This window comes from Paucilactobacillus suebicus DSM 5007 = KCTC 3549, assembly GCF_001434475.1.
In the GTDB taxonomy this organism is placed as follows: domain Bacteria; phylum Bacillota; class Bacilli; order Lactobacillales; family Lactobacillaceae; genus Paucilactobacillus; species Paucilactobacillus suebicus.
This window is the reverse complement of record NZ_AZGF01000003.1, coordinates 79,348-97,086: the sequence shown is the minus strand read 5'-3', so window position 1 is coordinate 97,086 and position 17,739 is coordinate 79,348. Positions and strand designations below refer to the sequence as shown.

Sequence of the window (17,739 nt, the reverse complement as noted above, 5' to 3'; positions counted from 1 at the left end):
GGTAAGGTATTTATATGGCTAAGCATGTATATACAGACGATGAGGTTCGACAGTTAATTAAGGATGAAAATGTACGTTTTCTCAGATTGATGTTTACCGATCTGTTTGGCACTATCAAGAACGTTGAGATTCCAATCAGTCAATTAGACAAACTTTTGGCTAACAAAATTATGTTTGATGGATCATCAATCGATGGATTCGTTCGAATTGAAGAAAGTGATATGTACCTTTATCCAGACATGTCAACATGGCTTGTATTTCCATGGGGTGCAGAACACGGCAAAGTTGCTCGTGTAATTTGCGAAGTTTACACGGCTGATCGTAAGCCATTCGCTGGTGACCCACGTAATAACTTGATTCGTGTACTTGATGACATGAAGTCTGCAGGCTTCACTGATTTTAACATCGGACCTGAACCAGAATTCTTCCTCTTTAAGATGGACGAAGCTGGTAAACCAACAACAAAATTAAATGACCAAGGCAGTTACTTCGATATGGCGCCAATGGACTTAGGCGAAAATTGCCGCCGCGATATCGTGCTAGAGCTTGAAAATATGGGCTTTGAAATTGAAGCTGCTCACCACGAAGTTGCTCCAGGTCAACACGAAATTGATTTTAAGTATGCAAATGCACTGGAAGCCGCAGATAACATTCAAACGTTCAAGTTAGTTGTTAAGACTGTCGCTCGTAAGTATGGTTTATTCGCAACATTCATGCCAAAACCATTATCAGGTATCAATGGTTCCGGTATGCATATCAACATGTCACTTTTCAATAAAGATGGTAATACATTCTACGAAGATGGCGGAGACCTTGATTTGTCACATACCGCTTATAACTTCTTAGGTGGATTATTGAAGCATGCACGTAACTTTACAGCTATCACCAACCCAATCGTTAACTCGTACAAACGATTGGTTCCTGGCTTTGAAGCACCAGTATACGTTGCTTGGTCTGGCTCAAACCGTTCACCATTAATTCGAGTACCAAATGCTCGTGGCGTTTCAACACGTCTAGAATTACGTTCAGTTGATCCTTCAGCTAATCCATACTTGGCAATTGCTGCTGTACTTGAAGCAGGCTTAGACGGTGTCAAGGCAGATATTCAGCCAAACGATAGTGTTGATCGTAATATTTACCGGATGGATGAAACAGAACGTGAAGATAACAATATTATCAGTTTGCCATCAACACTTCACAATGCTCTTAAGTATCTTGAGACGGACGAAGTACTTAAGCACTCGATGGGCGATCATTTATACAAGAGTTTTATGGAGGCTAAGAACCTTGAATGGGACGCTTATCGTCAACAGGTTAGTGAATGGGAACGCGATCAGTACGTTGAGAAGTACTAATTTACTGACTTATAATTAAGATATTATAGCAAAAAGGCTTACCGAAAATGGTAGGCCTTTTTTGACTGCTGATTTTTTCCCCGATTTAAAATCGAAGTGCAACATTAACCAACTAGACCATTTAGTCTAGATAAAAAGGCCATGAAGACCTATTCTTATAAGCGACTAAACAAAGTAAGAAAGGAATCTCTTCATGACCCAATCTAAGAATACTACTCACAGGCACTACCAACAACTACAATCATATGAGCGTGGGCAAATTGAATCATTTTATAAACTCGGTGTTCCAGTTCATAAAATTGCAGATTTAATCGGACGTAATGCAAGTACTGTATATCGTGAACTGAAACGAGGCACAACAACACAGATAGATTCTCAGCGACATTGTGCTTATACAACCTATTTTGCAGATACTGGTGAAGCCGTTTATCGTGAACATCGTTCACATTGTGTTTGGAAAGGACTATTTGCCAAATGTGGATTCTTTATTGAGTTACTCACTAAAGCACTTAGATCAAAGCCGAGTTTACACAGTGTTGATACATTTGTACATTGGTTTAGACAGAATTATCCGAGTTACCCATGCCCTTCAACACCAACGGTGTACAGATATATTGAGTGCAACCTTTTTTCATTGAGAAATCAAGATCTACCAATTAAACTACGCCGTCGTGTAAAACATGCTGGTAAGCGCCATAACAGAATCAATAAAAAAATACTGGGTAAATCAATCGAATTGCATCCAGCCAGCGTTGAAAAACGAGTTGAGTTTGGACATTGGGAGGGTGATTTAATTAAGGCAAAGCGTGTCGACACTGAACCTGCACTAATGACTTTGACGGAACGCTCAAGTCGATTAGAAATAATAGTGAAGATCTCAAATTATCACGCTGATACTTGTCGAAAGGCACTTCAGTCTGTCATTGATAACTATGGATCTCAACACTTCAGCACAATAACGTTCGACAATGGTAGTGAGTTTGCATTGCTGGATAATGTTTCTGGAACAGATGTCTATTTTGCTCACCTTTATTCACCTTGGGAGCGTGGCACCAATGAAAACACTAATGGCTTACTTCGAGAATTCTTTCCTAAAGGAAAATCATTCAAAGATTTTTCCATTATTGATATTCAAGAAGTTCAATATACACTTAATCACCGTCCAAGAAGGTGCTTGGACTATAAATGTCCTGCGGACATTGTTCCCGAGTTAGCTGACTAACTATACCAATTTTTTGAAATAGGTCTATTTGTTGCACTTGGTTTGACAATTCGGGGAAAAAATTAGTCACTGAATAATTGAAAAGCAGAATCAAACTTATCTTGAAAGATAATTTTGATTCTGCTTTTTTAGAAACATATTTTTTGCATCAGAAAAGTTATGATTGAGCAGTTCTTCAGTATTATTATTTAATAATGTACTCAATTTCGTTAGGTTCATGGTAATTAATAATATACCCGGCTCATTTTTCATGGACTGTTGTCGTCATAAATGAGTTCGTCGCACACCAAGTAATGCCTTCATTCTACTAAAAAAAGGTTCAACATCAATCTTTCGATGTAAATATATTTCTGTACCTTCTTCTTATAAAAATTTACAGTGAATCAGCGAAGGGAACATTTTATTTAAATGTTCTTTTTTATTTCCAACTATTCGCCTGTAGGGAAGTCTGTTGAAGCCGCTAAATCCGTCTGACTCTTATAGTCATTAATTCTCTTTTCCAGTGTATTAATAGTGTTCTTTAAAGCTTCTGAACCAAGGACCATTCTCAATGGGGCAGGATTCTTATCCGCACTTTCAATAATTCGTGCAGCCATTCGTGCTGGATCACCAGGTGCTAAACCATTAGCGGGATCAAGCATTTTCTTGAAATCATGAGCTGGATTACCATCGTATGCTGGTAATTCATCTGCAACTTGAGCACTACCATAACGGAACTCGGTACGAGCACCACCTGGTTCTACAATTGTTACACCAATATTGAACGATGCCACTTCCTGAGCCACTGATTCTACAAATCCTTCGATCCCAAATTTGGCTGCGTGGTACATTGAATTGCCAGGATATGCAACTTGACCACCATATGAAGAAATTTGAATAATGCGGCCGTGTTTCTGTTCACGGAAATGTGGCAGTGATGAACGAATCATTTGAATTGAGCCAACTAGATCTGTATTTAAAATACGATCAACTTGCTCATCACTTAATTCTTCAGCTGCACCGAACAAACCATAGCCAGCATTGTTTACAAGAACATCAATTTTAAATTTAGTAAATACTTCATTTACAACCTTATGAATTGATGGAGTATCTGTAACATCCAATATTTTGCTAAAAAAAGTGTCTGGATACTGATCAGTAAAGTCTTTTACACCATCTAGTTTTCTAACAGTACCGACAACTATGTCACCTTTTTTTAACAGTTGTTTTGTCAACTCATATCCGAATCCACTACTAACACCAGTAATTAACCATGTTTTTTTACTTGTCATAATAATCTCCTAAGATAAAATAATTTTTCAAATGCAGTTTACAACCTTGAAGTAGCTTGAAGGCAAGGGGTAAATTAAAATTTTTTGAAATGCCTTGCCTTAATGTTACTTCAAGGGCATACACTAATCGTGAAAAAAATTAATGAGGTGAAACATGACTAATAGAGAAGAAATCATTAACATATATCGCCAACACAATGAATATATGGTTGATGGCAACATCGTTAAACTTGGTAATCTTTTAGATGATAACTTTTATCTTGCTCATATGAGTGGCATGAAACAAAACAAAGTGAAGTGGTTAGATGAAATTGAAACAGGTGGTATGAATTACTATTCATCCACAGAAGAACATGTTGACATAATTGAATTAACTCACAATAGTGCGGTGTTAGTTGGTCAAAGTCGTGTTGATGCCGACATTCACGGCTTAAGAAATACTTGGTCGCTTGAATTAACATTGCATCTCGAAAAAAATGTCGATCAATGGAAAATTTTGTACATTACCGCTAAACCGTATTAAAAAATTAAATTTAGGTATTGCCTTAAAGTGTACTTTAAGGTCTATATTAGCAACATAAAGTTTAGAAGTTATATTTCACAAGGAGGAATTCATAATGAAAGCAACAGCGTTTATCGAACCAGGCAAGGTTGAAATTCATGAGGTGTCAAGACCAGATATTCAAAAGCCAACGGATGCAATTATCAAAATCGTAAGGGCTAGTGTTTGTGGGTCTGATTTATGGTGGTTTAGAGGAATTGCAGAAAGAACTAGGAATAGTCTTGTCGGCCACGAAGCAATCGGAATCGTTGAAGAAGTTGGAAATGAAGTTAGTAACTTTGAACCTGGCGACTTCGTTATCGCACCATTTACGCATGGATGTGGTCACTGTGCTGCTTGTTTAGCTGGGTTTGATGGTAATTGTCTCAATCAAGAAAACGGGGGTAATGGCGGGTATCAGGGTGAGTATTTACGATTCACTAACGCTAACTGGGCACTCGTTAAAATTCCAGGTCAACCTAGTGACTACAGCGAAAGCCAATTAAAGTCATTTGTTACGCTTGCAGATGTCATGGCCACTGGTTATCATGCGGCGGTATCTGCAGAAGTTTCAGAAGGTGATACCGTGGTCGTAATGGGTGACGGTGCCGTTGGGCTATGTGGCGTTATTGCAGCCAAACTTCGCGGTGCTAAACGGATCATTGCAATGAGCCGTCATGAAGATCGTCAAAAATTGGCTCGGGAATTTGGAGCAACTGATATTGTCGAAGAACGTGGCGATGAAGCGATTGACAAGGTCATGGAATTAACCGGTACTGGTGCAGACGCAGTGCTTGAGTGTGTTGGTACGGAACAATCTGTAGATACAGCAGTTAAAGTTGGCCGCCCTGGGGCAGTAGTTGGTCGTGTGGGTGTACCGCAAAAAGCATCTATGAATACCAATAATTTATTCTGGAAAAACATTGGTTTGCGTGGGGGCATTGCTTCCGTTACAACTTACGACAAAGAAGTTTTACTGCAAGCTGTTTTAGATGGAAAAATCAATCCAGGAAAGGTATTCACCAAAGAATTCAAGCTAGATGATGTTCAAGCAGCATATGATGCAATGGACCAACGTCAGGCGATCAAGTCATATTTAATCGTCAATGATTAAATAATTTATATGCTCATCTGAGGATTCATGAAAGGGGAATAATGAGTGTTTTTGAAGATTTTAGAAATGGTAAATCATATGACATTCGTAACAAAAACTATCAAAAAGAAGTTCATGGTGAGATTGATCGCAGTGACCATCTTTGTCATCTGATTAATACAACCGATCCAGCCGAAAAAAACAAACTGGTGAAATTGGAGAATGAGTTGTTGAATCATCAAATTCATGACGGCACGTATTTCACACCACCAATGTTCATTGACTGCGGTAATAATGTTAATTTAGGCAAAAATGTTTACGCAAATCATAATTTAACCATGATGTCAGTTGGTACCATTAATATTGAAGATGGAGTCATGATGGGACCAGGAGTTGGGATCTTTAGTGTCAATCATGAGCCTAAAAATATTCGTGTTATTAAGACTGGTGAAATCACTATTAAGAAAAATGCTTGGATTGGGGCACGAGTTAGTATCTTACCAGGTGTCACAATTGGCGAAAATGCCATTATTGGTACTGGGGCTGTGGTAACAAAAAACATTCCTGCTAACAGTATTGCTGTTGGAACACCAGCAAAAGTAATCAAAAATATCTAACGAAACAAAAGCTTTCTGGTCATATCGAACAAATAAAAAATAAGTGCATCCAAAGATTATTTCATCAATGGATACACTTATTTTTTTATAAATCTCCAGTTAAAAACTGGGGCTTTCCATCAGCAAAGCTCCAATCAGCATCCCCATTTTCCACCATATCTACCATAAGGTCATGCGGATCGAGTCCCATTTTTTCTTGTAAGATTGCTAAAAATTGCTGGTAAAATTTTATTTTTTCGTCATTGGTACGTGGGCGTGTTCTGATATTTAGCAGAATTCTTTTATCAGTTCGTTGAAAACCCAGTCCAGTATCTTTCATTATCAGGTCATCTGAATCAAAATAACTAACTGTTTGATAACGATCGCCATTGGGAGCATTAAATGCTGAGAGAGTAACATCATATGCAATATCCAAAATTTCCTTTACCTGTGGTTTTGTCCAAGCATTTTTTACTAAATTAAATTGTAATAGCGGCATATTTTCGGCCTCCTTGATAAAAATTAATTTACTACTAAACATATTATAAAGGTTTATAGCAACAGTAATGCAAGAAATCTGCGCGCACTTTATTAAGTATTACCATTCTGCTCTACGAATTAACCCTAGTTTTCTTAAATTAAAAACCACTAAATTTAAGTACTTGCATTAAAGTGCACTAAAAGGGTTACACTATATCTGTAAACGTTATTATTAAGGAGGTCAATATGAAAGTTAGCATTGAAGAATTGCCATTTATATTGCACATGCAGCCAAGTAAAACGATGGATTCTCTCACAACTATGTTGCCATTGAAAGTTGAATTAACCCGTCGTGAGAACATTGAATATTATGCAAAACTTCCTCAAAATTTGGATTTGTCCGAAGAATTAGAAACGTCTAACGTTCATTTGGGTGGAATATACTACTATCAAGAATGGAATGTACTTTCATTTCAATTAGCAAACACCAATATTGCACCCTATAAAATGATTTACTTAGGTGAATTTGAAACTGATTTAACCGAAAAATTTGGTAATACCAAGCAGATTAAGGCAAATATTTTTTAATAATTATAAAAAGAAGGTTTGAACATGAAATACGCTACTCTAGGAAATGCTAATATTAAAGTTTCACAGATATGCGTTGGTGTAATGAGCTTCGGTGAACCCGGGACCATGCATGATTGGTCCCTGAACTACTCAGACAGTGAGAAGGTCATTAAGCACGCATTGGATCTAAATATTAATTTTTTCGATACTGCCAACACATATTCACAGGGCACCAGCGAAGAGTACCTCGGCAAGGCACTCAAAAATAACGTAAAACGTGACGATGTGGTAATTGCATCTAAGGTGTACTTCAATGAAGGTAGGCTATCCAAACAGGCCATTGAAAGAGAAATTGAGGGAACTTTAAATCGGTTAGGCACAGATTATCTGGATCTTTATATCATCCATCGTTTTGATTATGACACACCGATTGAAGAAACCATGGCGGCTTTGAACGGCCTAGTTAAATCTGGAAAAGTTCGCGCAATTGGTGCATCAGCAATGTACGGCTATCAATTCTATAATATGCAACAGGCAGCTAAGGATAATGGTTGGGCACAGTTCCAAACAATGGAAAACCACTATAATTTGTTGTACCGAGAAGACGAACGAGAACTAATTCCAATCTGTCAACAAATGAATGTTTCTTTAATGCCATACAGTCCACTTGCTGCAGGGCACCTCAGTCATTTAGGCTGGAAAACTGATACAATGCGTAGCAAAACCGACCGTGTAGCGATGGGAAAGTACGACTTAGCCGAACAGCAGGATCTGGGAATTGTTGAACGTGTTAACGAAGTGGCCAAAAAGTACAATGTCAACATGTCACAGATTGCACTTGCTTGGCAGTGGGCAAAAGGGGTTACATCCCCAATTGTCGGATCCACTAAAGCTAAACATCTTGATGATGCGGTAGCGGCACTTGATGTTTCATTGACCAAAGATGATGTGGCTTATCTTGAGGAACTTTACACGCCACATGAAATTATTGGCGCCATTAAACAAAACCCTAATCCGGGTACAATTTTAATCGACGAGAAAAAATAGTAATTGAAACGGCCAGTCTAATCACTGGTCGTTTTTGTTTTGGAGTTTATTAAAAAATCCACGAACCGCTTACCGGCTTGTGATAGGTTGCCATGGTGATAAACGACTTGTAGATTACTATAGATTGGCTTGGTAAATGGTAAAATTACAAACTGATCACGGGGTAAATCCTTGATTGAGTTATTAAACAAAAAAGTTGCACGATTAGCATTAGCCACCACTTTAATCAGTGTTTCAATATGGGTAGATGTAAATCTGATATTCGGGGTGTGGCCTGCTTCATTAAATAGTTCATTAACAATCTCATAGATCCCGGAACCTGGTTGAAGGGTAGCAATATCTGAATCAACTAGTTGATTAATCGTCAAAGATTTTTCCTTTGCCAAAGAATGCGACACAGGCAAAACTACTTTCAATTCATCCGTATCTAAATCAATAAATTCATATTGAGAGCGGTTTAGTAAGTTAGATTGAACGTCTCTGATAATTCCTAAATCAAAATTATCGGATCTTAATTGAGTAAGTAACTGTTCTCCTTCGGTTTCCTCAAGACTAATATTTATTTGCGGAAACTTTGTCATAAATTCATCAATAATCTGCATCAGTCCAAACTGAGACATCACTGGAATACTACCAATTCGCAGAGTTCCCTTTTTTAATTCACGGTACTGCTCCAATTCGTCTTCCATCAGACCAAACTGTGTCAAAATAGTCTGCGCATACCGGTAAAGGACGTCTCCACTTTCTGTAATTACTAGGTGGCGTTTATTTTTAGTTGAGATTAACTGTGAACCGAGTTCTTTTTCCATAGCCTGAATTCTTTTTGAAAGGGCAGACTGCGTCATCGATAATTGAATTGCAGTATCGGACACATTCATTACTTCGTTCAATTTAACAAAGCTTTTGAGATCGTCAATTGTCAACTTAGTCATCTCCATTTTATTATTCCATTTAGGAATAATGTTAGTCTAAACACGATTTGTTAGCAATGGCTAAATAACTTAAAATAACCATTGTAAACAAGTAATGGAGGTTTTGATTATGACTGAAAAGAAATATGATCTACGAGAAGTACTTGATGAAATCAAAAACGATGATACTCAGTATCACGAAACCGATGTAGAAATTGATCCCGTTGCTGAATTATCCGGCGTTTATCGCTATATCGGTGCAGGTGGTACCGTGCAGCGGCCAACTAAGGAAGGTCCCGCGATGATGTTTAATAATGTCAAAGGATTTCCTGGCGTCCGAGTTTTAACAGGGCTAATGGCTAGTCGTAAAAGAGTTGGAAAAATTTTCCACACCGATTATAAAACACTAGGTAAATACTTGAACGATGCTGTTTCAAATCCTGTTTGGCCCACAATGGTCGAAGAAAAGGATGCACCTGCCCATGAAGTTGTGCATCGAGCTGAAGATGCTGATTTTGATATCCGTAAATTGGTGGCAGCACCAACTAATACACCTCAAGACGCTGGACCATACATCACAATTGGGGTAGTACTTGGATCCAGTTTGGATAAGTCAAAGAGTGACGTCACTATTCATAGAATGGTGTTAGAAGATAAAGACAAGATTGGCATTTATATTATGCCAGGTGGTCGTCATATTGGTGCGTTTGCCGAAGAATACGAAAAGGCCAATAAACCAATGCCAATTACTATCAATATTGGGCTCGATCCGGCAGTTACCATTGGTGCAACATTTGAGCCACCAACAACACCATTCGGATACAACGAGCTAGGTGTTGCTGGTGCCATTCGTCAACAACCTGTCGATTTAGTTAAGGGACTAACCGTTGATGAAAATGCCATCGCCCGTTCTGAATATACGCTTGAAGGATATATTATGCCTAACGAACGAATTCAAGAAGACATTAATACCCATACTGGTAAAGCAATGCCAGAATTTCCTGGGTATGATGGAGACGCTAATCCAGCACTTCAAGTGATTAAAGTAACCGCGGTGACTCACCGAAAAAATGATCCAATCATGCAGAGTGTCATTGGTCCAAGTGAAGAGCATGTCAGCATGGCGGGTATTCCGACTGAAGCCAGCATTCTACAATTAGTCGACCGTGCAATCCCAGGCAAAGTTAAAAACGTTTATAATCCACCTGCAGGCGGTGGTAAGTTGATGACCATTATGCAAATTCATAAGGATAATGAGGCCGATGAAGGTATTCAACGTCAAGCAGCGTTACTAGCATTTTCAGCATTCAAGGAATTAAAGACGGTTATTTTAGTTGACGAAGACGTGGATATATTTGATATGAACGATGTGATTTGGACGATGAATACCCGTTTCCAAGCCGATCAAGATTTAATGATTTTATCCGGCATGAGAAATCATCCCCTGGATCCATCAGAACGGCCAGAGTACGATCCAAAGTCAATCCGGGTTCGTGGTATGTCATCAAAACTAGTGATCGATGGAACAGTCCCATTTGATATGAAAGATCAGTTCGAGCGGGCTCAGTTCATGGAAGTCCCTGATTGGGAAAAATATTTGAAGTAATTGGTAGGGAGGATTATGACAATGAAGCGAATTGTGATTGGAGTGACAGGAGCGTCAGGAACAATTTATGCCATCGATCTGCTAAAAAAAATGCACGACATGCCAGATATTGAAACACACCTGGTTTTAAGCACGTGGGCAAAGAAAAATCTTGCTCTTGAAACCGACTATTCTTTCCAAGAGATCAGTGAATTAGCCGATTATGTGTACAGTAACAGTGATCAGGGCGCCAAAATTGCCAGTGGTTCATTCTTACATGACGGAATGATCATCGTACCTGCAAGCATGAAGACGGTTGCTGGCATCGCGTACGGGTTTGCGGATAACTTAATTGGCAGAGCAGCGGATGTCACAATCAAAGAACAACGCAAGTTGATCATTGTTCCTCGCGAATCACCGTTAAGCGTGATTCATCTTGAAAACTTGACTAAATTAGCAAAAATTGGCGCACAAATTATTCCGCCAATTCCGGCATTTTATAATCATCCAGCATCAATTCAGGATCTTATTGATCATCAAACAATGAAAATTCTAGATTCATTGCATATTACAAATGACTATGATAAACGTTGGGACGGCGATTAGAAAAAAGAGCGAAAAAAGGCGTTTTGCTTCCAGAACGTAGGCCCCCAAAGATTAAAATCCCGAATTTTTGATTTTAATCTTTGGGGGCCTACGTGGCCAGAAGCAATCGCTTTTTGCACGTTTAGACTAGCCAAATTAAATAATTAAATTAGTCTGTTTTAGTACTGTTTATAGATCAATTGTAACTTTTGTTCGAGTCTTTTTAGTTGGGTAAAATACTACGAATTTCGTTGATGAGTGATCTAAGACTTCTTTTGTTTGTTTTTAAATAATTGGCAAAAATGGGCATGTGTGCAGCACTATCACTGATTGGAATCATTATTCGATCATTTTCAGTCTCATCATTAGCCAGATCAGTGTTAGTGATGTTCGTAGTGAAGTAGGGAAAATTAGAATAGGTAGTTAATTGCTTCATTGCATTTTGCCGCGCTTGATACATGAAAGTAGCATCAGGAATTTCATCTTGAATAACCTGACGCCAGGGTCCAATATCGCCCAGTACCACGAAACTAAGCCCGCGAAGTTCTTTAAAAGTGACAGTGGATTGATTAGCTTGGTACATAAATTTATCGATATTAACGGCCAAGCTTTCCGTACCAACGTACAAGGATTCAATTTCATCTGTTTGTAATTCTTGATTCGAAAAAATAATTGAAAATTCATTGTTATTCAATAATTCACTAATGTGATCAGTTTGCTGTAATTGTGTTTCTAATGAGACCGGTTCAGAAAATTCTTGGTTCTGCATCGCTAACAAGGGCCCTGGAATTGATGATCCAATTCGATAGTTTCGTTGACGGAGATCAAAATTACGAATTTTTTTTACAAATAATTGACTATCATTCAAAAGCTTATTTGCTTCTATAGCGGCTAATTGACCAGTTTGGGTTAGTTCAATTCGATTTGGATATCGTTTGAATAACTTTACACCAAGATCATTTTCCAGTTTCTGCATTCCTCTAGTAATTGTTGGTTGGGTAACGTTTAACTGATGCGCAGTTGCTGCTAATGTCCCAGTTTGTTGAAAAGCTACCAATTCTTGAAGTAAGTACTCGTCAATCATATCATCATCTCCTAGCATACGTTATGCGTATACTAGCATTCATCAATAGTAATTTTCAAGTAGGCTATTCGATTGTATGATGTTACCAATAACTGAAGGAGAGAGGTATTTCATAATGACAAACATTCCAGAAACCAAGTTAAATGATGGTAATTCAATGCCACAATTAGGATTTGGAGTTTTCCAAGTTCCTGATTTGCAAGAAGCCGAAGTTGCTGTAACAAATGCTTTAGAAGCTGGGTACCGATTAATCGATACTGCCAGTGCGTACCAAAATGAGGAAGCAGTGGGTCGTGCAATTAATAATAGTAGTGTTAAGAGGGATGACATCTTTTTAACATCTAAACTATGGGTATCTGACTTCACCTATGATCGTGCCAAAAAGGGAATTGACGCTTCCCTGCAAAAATTAAATCTCGATTATATGGATCTTTACCTTCTTCATCAACCATATGGTGACACAATGGGCGCTTGGCGTGCGCTCGAAGAAGCACAGCAAGCCGGAAAGATTCGATCGATCGGTGTGTCTAATTTTTATGCGGACCAGTTAAAGAATCTAGAACTAACTATGGACGTCAAGCCGGTCATTAACCAAATCGAGGTAAATCCCTGGTACCAACAAACGGCTGAAGTTGCTTTCAATCAAAGTGAAGATGTTCGCGTTGAAGCATGGGCACCCTTTGCAGAAGGCAAGCATGGTATTTTTTCAAATATGGAGATCCAAAAGATTGCCGATAAATATGGCAAATCAACTGGCAATATCATCCTACGCTGGTTACTTCAACGTAATATTACGGTTATTCCTAAGTCCGTGCATCGAAACCGAATGGTTGAAAATCTAAACGTTTTTGACTTTGAACTGTCAGATGCGGAAATGAACACAATCGCCGAACTCGATAGACATGAAAGCCAATTTTTTGACCATCGAGATCCAATCACCATTGAACAAATTTTCGGTTCAAGTTTAAAGCAGTTAAAAAAGTAAGTAGAAATTCATAATGACAACACCAACAATCACATTAAATGATGGTAATCAAATTCCAGCAATTGGTTTTGGTACATTTCAAATCCCTAACGATGGTTCAACATATCAGGCAGTTAAAAAAGCCTTAGAATTAGGATATCGTCACATTGATACCGCGGTTGCATATTTCAATGAAGCAGAGGTTGGACGAGCAATCAAAGATAGTAACATTCCAAGAGACCAGATTTGGGTTACTAGCAAGTTGTGGCTTCAAGACTATGGGGAACAAGCAGCCTCAACTGCAATTGATCGCTCTCTTAATAAGTTAGGGCTCGAATACATTGATCTATATTTAATTCACCAACCTTATGGGGATGTCTTGGGCGCTTGGAAGGCCATGGAAAGTGCTAAGCAAGCTGGTAAAATTAAATCAATTGGTGTATCTAACATGACACCTAAAATTTGGAATCAATTTGTTCCACAATTTGATACTAAACCTGCAGTCAATCAAGTAGAATTCAATCCATATTTTCAACAACATGAAATTCGCCAGATAATGACAAAGGACAACGTAAAGTTAGAAGCATGGGCACCTCTAGGTCAGGGTAATCAAAGCTTATTAACTGAACCGTTGATTCAAGATTTGGCCGTTAAGTACCACAAAGATGCTGGTCAAATCATCCTTCGATTCGAAAATCAGGAAGGGATTATTATTTTTCCCAAATCAGTTCATGAGAATCGAATTAAGAGTAATCTAAACATTTTCGATTTCGAATTAAATCAAGAAGAAATTGATAAATTACGTGAGCTAGATACAGGCAAAGGACAGCATGATCCTGATGCACCAGGGGTCGCAAATATGTTATTATCAGCGTTTGACGTTCATGCAAATGATTAATCATAAAATGGTGTAAAAAGATGTTTTAATTTCAAAACAAAAGTCTTCCAAGAGTAAATCATTTTCGGATTTACTCTTGGAAGACTTTTTGTTGCATGTTTAGACTAGATAAATTACAGCACTAAATTACTTATTTGGGCACACCTATAGACAATAATGACTTTTATACCAATTTTTTTGGTCTTGTTAGAATAAAACAAGACCAAAAGTATATCATTTCATTAAAAAATTAATGTTACAGGTGTGAGTACTTTAAACTATTGTTAAAATTAGGTAATATATATGTATGAATCTGATTTATGGGGAGAATGACTATGACAAATGAAGTAGATCATGATGATCAAAAAAGTGCCAACAGTATTATTGATGAACAGATATCAATAAAGATTACATACTTACAAAAATTACAACAAGCCGTGGCGGATCACGATGATCAACAAATATTCTCTTTGCTGGATAACCAACGTTATTCATCAGCAATTGAGCATCGTGAAAACGAAGAAAATGACTTAGGAATCGTTAACTTAGTTGATAACCTGTCCGATGAGTTAAGCAACTATCTTAGCGCAAACATGATCAAGTTCTTGGGTAAAACTTATCCGTTCTTTTATTATGAGGAATATCAACGCGGTCATTTTAAGATTTACTTTGGTAACTGGTGGGATCGTCGTGAGTTTGGCGAACTTGATGTTCTAAATATTCGTTTCGTTTTTAATCAAACAGAATATGATAAGCTTACTCAATCATTTCAACTTGCTAAAGAAAATAAACGATTTAACAGCGGTAAAATTGAGGAAATTTCAAAAGAAAATGACTACCTGCAGAGCTTAATTGACAATCAAAAAGAACGTGAGAATCAAAAGGATGAACTGCAAGGTCAGCTAAAAGATGTGTCAACAAGAACCGGCATGCCATGGGAATCTGGCAAACAAAAAGAAGCAAGACAGGATCTTGTTGATCAATTAAGTCAGCTAGAAGACCAAGACCAGCAGGCACGTGACGCTCTTAAAACAATCAAGGACAATGAATCTCGTGTCCTTGCACTATCAAAAGAGAATACGATTTTGAGTTACGAACAAAAGAGTATTATTGATACTTTCGGTAATTTTGATGATTTCGAATCGGCAAACCGTAATTTGTATGCAGACTACCTGAACACACTATCAAACGGAAAGCAGGTGGAAGATCGTGACTAGTGAAGAAGAATCGATGTCCACGGCTTCGCAACTGCATTCATTTAGCGCAAATGTTAAAGAGGGCCTTGAACTAGGCAAAAAATATGTCACGTTAATTGATCAGTTAGTCGACACCCAGGATAACGAAGAGTTACTCGATGCAGCGGCCCAGCTGGCTGAACTGAGCGTCGACACAGAGTTCGTCAAGTTTCAGCATCAATATAAACCACAGGATTACTACTTACTGTTTATGGGTCGCTTACTTGAAATGCATGATCGTAAGGAATTATCAGTTTCGTTTGATGCTGGAAATAAAAATCTGAGTTCCGTTTTAATGCCAATCCTTGGTCAGGCTAAGTTTAGTTTTTCCTTGGAACGTAGCGAGAACGGTGGCGCCTTTTTTGTTGAAGAGATTACTAAACAAAAACTGTTTTATATTAACTTGCAAAGACGGATGCTCAGATTTAACAACAAGGCGCTGGTTAACTTGTTTGTCATTGAATTGGCCCAAAACCAAGGTGTTGATGAAGAAGTAATTGAGCAAGCAGTCTATCCATTAATTGCCTTTACTCACTACTTAAAACAAGATTTCGGCTTCAGCGTTGATTTCGGTATCTTAGGAGCTTCCAATGATACAGAGTACTACTTGGAAAACACCGGTCTGCAACTAACTATCATTGATAAGCTATTTGTTAACACTGCAGAAACGGACTACATGTTAGTTAACCTATCTGATCGTATAGGTGCGCGCTTGCAGCTTGACTCTGACACTGCACTTGAGCTGGGTGTGACACCTAGTTCATCACAGATTCAGTACTGGGCTTTTAAAGTTGATGACAAGCGCCAGGCGGTATCATTCTTTGATTTACTGGTACGTTATCCGTTAATTCGTGAATGGTACCTAGATAACCGAGATGAATTGGAAGTTAAGTCCGATCCGTTAATCTTTGCAGACTAGTTTAGGAGATTTTTGATGTTAGATATTACAAAGTTACTACAGTATTCAATCCGTTTAGATCATCAAATTGCTGAAGACCGTGAAATTGCCATGTCAGCTAAGAAAAGCCTAGAAAATGTGTTTGTTTCCTTAGACGTTGAACTAGCAGAAATTGCAAATACCTCAGAATGGTTTAAAGTTTGGAAGACGCACCGTGGGAAAAATGATCCAGGTAAAACACAGCGAGAAACATTATTAACAGAATATGTTGACGCACTGGATTTTATGCTACTATACAGTGCCAAACGTCAATGGGCTCACCAAGTTGTATTGGATCGTGAGGGCATTGAAAAACTCAAAGAATCAAAAGAAACAGAACTTAACAAGGAATACTTGGCAATTAAACACATGCTGTATAACAGTTACTTTGACAATCGTCAGGATGATTTGCGTCACGCATGGCGGCTATTTTTAAAAATGGGATTAGTCGACTTCAAGTTCTCGGAAGATGAGATTATGAATGAGTATTTTGAAAAATACAAAATCAACGAAGATCGTCAAGCAAACGATTACTAACAGATACAAAATGACTCAAATCAGTTAATCTTGTTTGAGTCATTTTGTAATAATTTACTAAGAAATAAAAGATGTTTAACCTAAAAAATTAAACATCTTTTTTAAAACAAAAAAATCGATCATGCAAAGATGATCGAATTGAATAAACTTATAAAAATGGCTGTTATTATGCCTTGCGGTCATGAAATGGTTCGTCGGCAAAGTGTTTACCACTTTGTTTTTTTGCGGAATTATTTGAATAAAATTGCCATCCAGCTACAAACAATAATAACAAAACGATTACTAAAAATGGACCCATAAATAATCCCTCCTAAACAAAATTTACTTTACATTACAATGGTAATATAAATGTAATAATATGCAAGAGCTTAAGGAAGTCTATGGGACAAGCTTTACCATTGCTTAAGATTTGTTTTTTAAACTGTCCGATATCTTGTCGTTAAGTTGATCAATTTTGACCATTAGTCTTTTATTTTCTTGCTTCAAATTTTCAATTTGATCGATAATTTCATTTTCACTTTGGTTCAAGTTGTTGCTGCCAAAGTATGTGGTAATTGCACTAGCAAGCATTCCAATAAAAGATATTCCTACAAACATTAAAACTACGGCAGCTATTTTACCGATCGGAGTAGCAGGGGATATGTCTCCATATCCGACCGTCGTGGTAGTAACGATGCCCCACCAAAATGCGGTCGGCAAACTGACTTTTTCAGCAATTGAAAAAGTAATCGATGCGCCAATTAACGCGATTATATAAACGTAAATTAAGTAGATAAATCCATCAGTTCTAAAAAATTTAACTATTTTACGTTTCATAATACATCACCACTTTCACATTAATTATTGCTT

General features: G+C 37.8%; 20 protein-coding genes. 14 read left to right on the top strand and 6 right to left on the bottom strand.

Features of this window, described 5'->3' with window-relative positions; genetic code table 11:
• The first annotated feature begins 14 nt into the window (after positions 1–14).
• Positions 15–1,355 carry a type I glutamate--ammonia ligase gene (gene glnA, locus FD16_RS02210; RefSeq protein ID WP_010622048.1) on the top strand — a complete coding sequence of 447 codons (1,341 nt, stop codon included), beginning with the start codon at positions 15–17 and terminating at the stop codon, positions 1,353–1,355.
• Between the two features lie 193 nt (positions 1,356–1,548).
• Positions 1,549–2,577 (top strand): IS30 family transposase, encoded by a 1,029-nt coding sequence (locus FD16_RS02205; RefSeq protein WP_010622049.1) that lies wholly within the window; start codon positions 1,549–1,551, stop codon positions 2,575–2,577.
• Positions 2,578–3,005: 428 nt separating this feature from the next.
• On the opposite strand, the gene FD16_RS02200 is transcribed toward FD16_RS02205, so the two are convergent.
• Positions 3,006–3,848: an SDR family oxidoreductase gene (locus FD16_RS02200; RefSeq protein ID WP_010622050.1), complete on the bottom strand. Its 843-nt coding sequence runs from the start codon at positions 3,846–3,848 to the stop codon at positions 3,006–3,008.
• A 154-nt stretch (positions 3,849–4,002) separates the two neighbouring features.
• On the opposite strand from FD16_RS02200, the gene FD16_RS02195 reads away from it, so the two are divergent.
• From FD16_RS02195 to FD16_RS02185, 3 genes are all read left to right on the top strand, one after another.
• Positions 4,003–4,371, top strand: a complete 369-nt coding sequence (locus FD16_RS02195; RefSeq protein ID WP_010622051.1) for a nuclear transport factor 2 family protein — start codon at positions 4,003–4,005, stop codon at positions 4,369–4,371.
• Positions 4,372–4,465: 94 nt separating this feature from the next.
• A complete protein-coding gene (locus tag FD16_RS02190; RefSeq protein ID WP_010622052.1) occupies positions 4,466–5,503 on the top strand; it encodes a zinc-dependent alcohol dehydrogenase family protein in 1,038 nt (345 codons plus the stop codon).
• Between the two features lie 41 nt (positions 5,504–5,544).
• Entirely contained in the window at positions 5,545–6,099 is a 555-nt protein-coding gene (locus FD16_RS02185) for a DapH/DapD/GlmU-related protein (RefSeq protein WP_010622053.1), read from the top strand.
• An 85-nt stretch (positions 6,100–6,184) separates the two neighbouring features.
• On the opposite strand, the gene FD16_RS02180 is transcribed toward FD16_RS02185, so the two are convergent.
• Complete coding sequence (locus FD16_RS02180) at positions 6,185–6,577, bottom strand: tautomerase family protein (RefSeq protein ID WP_010622054.1); 393 nt, start codon at positions 6,575–6,577, stop codon at positions 6,185–6,187.
• A gap of 227 nt (positions 6,578–6,804) precedes the next feature.
• Here FD16_RS02180 and FD16_RS02175 point away from each other — a divergent pair, with 227 nt between their 5' ends.
• A complete protein-coding gene (locus tag FD16_RS02175; RefSeq protein ID WP_010622055.1) occupies positions 6,805–7,146 on the top strand; it encodes a cyclophilin-like fold protein in 342 nt (113 codons plus the stop codon).
• Between the two features lie 24 nt (positions 7,147–7,170).
• On the top strand, positions 7,171–8,175 hold the full coding sequence (locus FD16_RS02170; protein WP_010622056.1) for an aldo/keto reductase: 1,005 nt from the start codon (positions 7,171–7,173) through the stop codon (positions 8,173–8,175).
• A 17-nt stretch (positions 8,176–8,192) separates the two neighbouring features.
• On the opposite strand, the gene FD16_RS02165 is transcribed toward FD16_RS02170, so the two are convergent.
• A complete protein-coding gene (locus FD16_RS02165) occupies positions 8,193–9,107 on the bottom strand; it encodes a LysR family transcriptional regulator (protein WP_353424436.1) in 915 nt (304 codons plus the stop codon).
• Positions 9,108–9,216: 109 nt separating this feature from the next.
• Between FD16_RS02165 and FD16_RS02160 the strand changes: the two genes are divergently transcribed.
• Positions 9,217–10,692: a UbiD family decarboxylase gene (locus FD16_RS02160; protein ID WP_010622058.1), complete on the top strand. Its 1,476-nt coding sequence runs from the start codon at positions 9,217–9,219 to the stop codon at positions 10,690–10,692.
• A 15-nt stretch (positions 10,693–10,707) separates the two neighbouring features.
• Positions 10,708–11,277, top strand: coding sequence for a UbiX family flavin prenyltransferase (locus FD16_RS02155; protein ID WP_029508356.1), 570 nt, complete (start codon positions 10,708–10,710; stop codon positions 11,275–11,277).
• A 202-nt stretch (positions 11,278–11,479) separates the two neighbouring features.
• Here FD16_RS02155 and FD16_RS02150 read toward each other — a convergent pair whose 3' ends face one another.
• Positions 11,480–12,340 (bottom strand): LysR family transcriptional regulator, encoded by an 861-nt coding sequence (locus tag FD16_RS02150; protein ID WP_010622060.1) that lies wholly within the window; start codon positions 12,338–12,340, stop codon positions 11,480–11,482.
• 115 nt (positions 12,341–12,455) lie between these two features.
• On the opposite strand from FD16_RS02150, the gene FD16_RS02145 reads away from it, so the two are divergent.
• From FD16_RS02145 to FD16_RS02125, 5 genes are all read left to right on the top strand, one after another.
• Positions 12,456–13,325 (top strand): aldo/keto reductase, encoded by an 870-nt coding sequence (locus FD16_RS02145; protein WP_010622061.1) that lies wholly within the window; start codon positions 12,456–12,458, stop codon positions 13,323–13,325.
• A 13-nt stretch (positions 13,326–13,338) separates the two neighbouring features.
• On the top strand, positions 13,339–14,202 hold the full coding sequence (locus FD16_RS02140; RefSeq protein WP_010622062.1) for an aldo/keto reductase: 864 nt from the start codon (positions 13,339–13,341) through the stop codon (positions 14,200–14,202).
• Positions 14,203–14,516: 314 nt separating this feature from the next.
• Positions 14,517–15,398, top strand: a complete 882-nt coding sequence (locus tag FD16_RS02135; RefSeq protein ID WP_010622063.1) for a hypothetical protein — start codon at positions 14,517–14,519, stop codon at positions 15,396–15,398.
• On the top strand, positions 15,391–16,335 hold the full coding sequence (locus FD16_RS02130; RefSeq protein ID WP_010622064.1) for a hypothetical protein: 945 nt from the start codon (positions 15,391–15,393) through the stop codon (positions 16,333–16,335). Before FD16_RS02135 ends, FD16_RS02130 begins: the two co-directional genes overlap by 8 nt.
• A gap of 15 nt (positions 16,336–16,350) precedes the next feature.
• On the top strand, positions 16,351–16,890 hold the full coding sequence (locus FD16_RS02125; protein ID WP_010622065.1) for a dUTPase: 540 nt from the start codon (positions 16,351–16,353) through the stop codon (positions 16,888–16,890).
• 166 nt (positions 16,891–17,056) lie between these two features.
• Here the strand turns inward: FD16_RS02125 and FD16_RS13230 are convergent, their stop codons facing one another.
• Both FD16_RS13230 and FD16_RS02120 read right to left on the bottom strand, forming a co-directional pair.
• The gene (locus FD16_RS13230) at positions 17,057–17,188 is read right to left on the bottom strand and encodes a hypothetical protein (protein ID WP_268869683.1); all 132 of its coding nucleotides are present in this window, start codon (positions 17,186–17,188) and stop codon (positions 17,057–17,059) included.
• 104 nt (positions 17,189–17,292) lie between these two features.
• The gene (locus FD16_RS02120) at positions 17,293–17,706 is read right to left on the bottom strand and encodes an ion channel (RefSeq protein WP_010622066.1); all 414 of its coding nucleotides are present in this window, start codon (positions 17,704–17,706) and stop codon (positions 17,293–17,295) included.
• Positions 17,707–17,739: the final 33 nt, after the last annotated feature.

Coding starts and splice junctions, on each gene's coding strand:
- FD16_RS02150 (WP_010622060.1), bottom strand. CDS start 12,340: ATGATTGACGAGTACTTACTTCAAGAATTGGTAGCTTTTCAACAAACT.
- FD16_RS02185 (WP_010622053.1), top strand. CDS start 5,545: ATGAGTGTTTTTGAAGATTTTAGAAATGGTAAATCATATGACATTCGT.
- glnA (WP_010622048.1), top strand. CDS start 15: ATGGCTAAGCATGTATATACAGACGATGAGGTTCGACAGTTAATTAAG.
- FD16_RS02200 (WP_010622050.1), bottom strand. CDS start 3,848: ATGACAAGTAAAAAAACATGGTTAATTACTGGTGTTAGTAGTGGATTC.
- FD16_RS02145 (WP_010622061.1), top strand. CDS start 12,456: ATGACAAACATTCCAGAAACCAAGTTAAATGATGGTAATTCAATGCCA.
- FD16_RS02180 (WP_010622054.1), bottom strand. CDS start 6,577: ATGCCGCTATTACAATTTAATTTAGTAAAAAATGCTTGGACAAAACCA.
- FD16_RS02165 (WP_353424436.1), bottom strand. CDS start 9,107: ATGACTAAGTTGACAATTGACGATCTCAAAAGCTTTGTTAAATTGAAC.
- FD16_RS02160 (WP_010622058.1), top strand. CDS start 9,217: ATGACTGAAAAGAAATATGATCTACGAGAAGTACTTGATGAAATCAAA.
- FD16_RS02170 (WP_010622056.1), top strand. CDS start 7,171: ATGAAATACGCTACTCTAGGAAATGCTAATATTAAAGTTTCACAGATA.
- FD16_RS02175 (WP_010622055.1), top strand. CDS start 6,805: ATGAAAGTTAGCATTGAAGAATTGCCATTTATATTGCACATGCAGCCA.
- FD16_RS02195 (WP_010622051.1), top strand. CDS start 4,003: ATGACTAATAGAGAAGAAATCATTAACATATATCGCCAACACAATGAA.
- FD16_RS02140 (WP_010622062.1), top strand. CDS start 13,339: ATGACAACACCAACAATCACATTAAATGATGGTAATCAAATTCCAGCA.
- FD16_RS02205 (WP_010622049.1), top strand. CDS start 1,549: ATGACCCAATCTAAGAATACTACTCACAGGCACTACCAACAACTACAA.
- FD16_RS02135 (WP_010622063.1), top strand. CDS start 14,517: ATGACAAATGAAGTAGATCATGATGATCAAAAAAGTGCCAACAGTATT.
- FD16_RS02120 (WP_010622066.1), bottom strand. CDS start 17,706: ATGAAACGTAAAATAGTTAAATTTTTTAGAACTGATGGATTTATCTAC.
- FD16_RS02190 (WP_010622052.1), top strand. CDS start 4,466: ATGAAAGCAACAGCGTTTATCGAACCAGGCAAGGTTGAAATTCATGAG.
- FD16_RS13230 (WP_268869683.1), bottom strand. CDS start 17,188: ATGGGTCCATTTTTAGTAATCGTTTTGTTATTATTGTTTGTAGCTGGA.
- FD16_RS02155 (WP_029508356.1), top strand. CDS start 10,708: ATGACAATGAAGCGAATTGTGATTGGAGTGACAGGAGCGTCAGGAACA.
- FD16_RS02125 (WP_010622065.1), top strand. CDS start 16,351: ATGTTAGATATTACAAAGTTACTACAGTATTCAATCCGTTTAGATCAT.